The sequence below is a fragment of the Methylophaga sp. genome (assembly GCF_030651745.1).
Genome location: NZ_JAUSCC010000072.1, coordinates 1 through 2,989 on the forward strand (window position 1 = coordinate 1; position 2,989 = coordinate 2,989).

General features: G+C 42.2%; 3 protein-coding genes. All 3 read left to right on the top strand.

The genetic code is table 11. The features are described 5' to 3' along the window. Positions 1 to 71: 71 nt before the first annotated feature. The 3 genes from Q7V21_RS08370 (at position 72) to Q7V21_RS08380 (ending at position 2,450) form a co-directional block, all read left to right on the top strand. The gene (locus Q7V21_RS08370) at positions 72 to 848 is read left to right on the top strand and encodes a hypothetical protein (protein WP_304916853.1); all 777 of its coding nucleotides are present in this window, start codon (positions 72 to 74) and stop codon (positions 846 to 848) included. A gap of 431 nt (positions 849 to 1,279) precedes the next feature. Next, complete coding sequence (locus Q7V21_RS08375; RefSeq protein WP_304916851.1) at positions 1,280 to 1,684, top strand: hypothetical protein; 405 nt, start codon at positions 1,280 to 1,282, stop codon at positions 1,682 to 1,684. Between the two features lie 331 nt (positions 1,685 to 2,015). Further along, positions 2,016 to 2,450: a hypothetical protein gene (locus tag Q7V21_RS08380; RefSeq protein ID WP_304916852.1), complete on the top strand. Its 435-nt coding sequence runs from the start codon at positions 2,016 to 2,018 to the stop codon at positions 2,448 to 2,450. Positions 2,451 to 2,989 lie beyond the last annotated feature (539 nt).

Consider the following 2,989-nt stretch of genomic DNA (forward strand, 5'->3'; position numbering starts at 1 on the left):
CATTTTAATCAGCGTGATCGAAACCTGCCGTAAAAGACAACAATCCCCTTGGCTTTATTTGGCTGTCGTCATTGATCATCAGCGGACCGGACGGCCGATTCCAAAATTGCCTCCAGTGGTCTGGGGGTCTGAATAGTTACCATCCAGAGGAAGATTTAGATGAAATTAGGATTGGTACTGCATTTTTTCCTGTTACATTTATTTGTCGAAGATGTGGCATAATTCTGACGTGTTCCTGTTTTGAAGAGTATTTAGATATTAAAAATGGTTTGACCGTTAAAAGTGATTTGGAAGTTAAAAATGGTATATGTCATTTATGCACGGGAAATATTCCTAATCAAGAATATCCATGTTCCCCTACTCCATCGGCTTTCCTTATCAAATATATGCCATATCATCACCTTTTTTCATTGAAAAAGTTTGGTAAATTCATTTTTTCTCAAGAAAAAGACTATCGCGAAATAGAGAATGAAGTTAGAGAAGCGTTTGAGTACCCTAAAATTGGAGAAAAATGGATAACAGAAACAATGCTTTACAAGATGGTTCAGGTACTTCTTCCATCTTTAGATGTAATTCATCATTATCGAGGTAAAGAACTTGAAGGATTGGAGATTGATGTCTGGATACCTGAATTAAAATCTGGAATTGAATATCAGGGAGTTCAGCATTTCGAGATTGTCAATCATTGGGGTGGAGAAGAAGGGCTTAGAAAACGAAAGGAAAATGACACAAGAAAGAAAAATATTTGTAAGTCGCTTGGATATAAGCTAATTGAGTTTCGATATGATGAAAAGATTACAGAGGAAAAGCTTAAAAAAAAGTTAGACAGTTTAAAAGTCAAATCATAACTCAACCTATATTTTACAAAAAATATGTCTCTCGAACGACCAATAAAAGGGCAGAGGGGTCAAGTCATTCTTTTTGCAAAAGCTACCAAACCTACTCCGAGGGAATGGTAATCTTGTCCTGTTCAAAATTATGCGGCTCTATGTACCAGCCCGTAGGAAAAAGCAGGAAAAAGGGGTCAGGTCTTGCAATAACGCATTTTGTGAAAATCCTTGCTTACTGCTTTCGTCGAATGCTGGATTGCAAGACTTGACCCCATCTCCGCGATTGATGCGGTTCGTTCCTCACCGCATCCTACCGGGCTATTACCGCGGTAAAAAGATACTGTCTATCGTGATCTACAGTTAATGTCCTGATAAGGTAATTGAGCTTATTGCCTAGAGTACGGCGATCAGGGATGATATGCAGAATTAGCCACTTGGAGGATTCGCCTATGAAGAACATATTTAAAGGGCCAGTGATTGCGATAACACTTATTGTGCTGTCACCACTTGCGCCAGCAGCCTCTGTTGAAGACGAGCTTCGTGGCATGGCAAATGCGACACAAAAGGGGTTGCCAATGAGAGTTAACGATGAAATTCAAGTGACATCAATGACAGCCTCTGGCAAGGCCATATTGGCTCGCTATCACTTCATGATCAAATCATCTGAACTCAGCAGTATCGAAAATTTGAAGGCCGAGTTCTTCAGAAATTCGATTAACGGCTTATGTACCCACCCAGATGTCGCAAAGCTTATCAATAGAGGTGCTTATTGGAAATATGAATACTATGACATCGACAACCGTTTTGTTCTTGGTTTTGTAATTAACCATGATAGCTGTAAACATTTCCAATAGATATTCTCCACAATTTTTGGTGGGCGAGGTAGTTATGAAAATTTTATTCGCACTGCTGTTGGTTCCAGCCACGGCCATAGCACGAGATCATAGTGTCCAAGCTAGCTTGGGCATGGTGACGTTGTTGGGCCATTGGCGCTGTAGTGTGGGGCGTCGGTGCCGCGATCTTCAAATTGATTTTTGGCAAGAAACCGCCGGAAGGTGGCAATGATGTTAAGCCTGAAAGGGAGTAACCTTTCAGCTTATCCATTCGTAATGTGGCTAACCCTGCATTCGAGAGGGACGGCCCAGAAGCGGGCTGCCCCTCAATTTGAACGTTGGGCGTCAAGATATGGCCGTTGCTGAAACAGGTTCGTCTTTAATTGCGTGGTGGGGTGCAATCCTCTCTACGGTACTCGCAGTAGTCAAGCTATTTGAGCTTTGGCGAGATCGCGATCGTGTTGGCGTCAGCTATAACTTCACCGGAAATGAAAGCATCGGCAACGAGATTCTTATCCGTAACCTTTCAAGTCGTCCACTTATCCTTGCGCATTGGGAACTTCTTTATTGTTCTGGTCGTTGGCCAATAAGAAAATTTAAGTCTTTTGAAAGCGCCGAATTTGATGCAGGCGACCGTAAGTTAGAACCTTATGCCACTCACGCTCTTCATTTCTCATGTGCCAATTATTTTTCTTGGGGCCATAAGGCGTTAAATGGCCGACGAATTTTTATTCGCCTTCACATCGCTGGGCGCAAACCATTATTGGAGCTCGTGTACTCGCAATGATACCCACCGAATAAGGTTAGATTGTGTGAGCAAAGCGCTGATGGGTAAGCTTGTCATAAGAAAATAGCTTTTCGCAGTTCTTGGGGCGCGGAGGTCTAGTTACCGTTTCAAGACTCAGAACTCACTATGGAGTGGCAATCAATGAACGGGGTCATGTCTTGTTATTTGCCTATTCAGGATCAAGGAGGCAAAGGACAAGACCTGACCCCATATTTCTTTTGACCCCATATTTCTGTTCGGTAAAACTGCTTAACCTAACTTCGTCACTCAAACCTCTCTAAGTCATTGATATTTTGATTTCTGGCGATTTTTTGAAAAAAAGTCCTTTAAAATCAATGGTCATTTTTTTCGATCTAATGTAGTGCCATTGAATTTTATCCTTGGTATTGATTTTCCGCACCGATTGCAGCACGCTATCGGCATGTACATTCGAAAAACCAAAACAAAATCCCTGGCTGATGGCGAAGCCTACTTTACCTACCGACTGGTTGAATCGGTGCGTGAAGGGCAGCAGGTCAAACAGCGCACCCTGCTGAATC

Coding starts and splice junctions, on each gene's coding strand:
- Q7V21_RS08375 (WP_304916851.1), top strand. CDS start 1,280: ATGAAGAACATATTTAAAGGGCCAGTGATTGCGATAACACTTATTGTG.
- Q7V21_RS08380 (WP_304916852.1), top strand. CDS start 2,016: ATGGCCGTTGCTGAAACAGGTTCGTCTTTAATTGCGTGGTGGGGTGCA.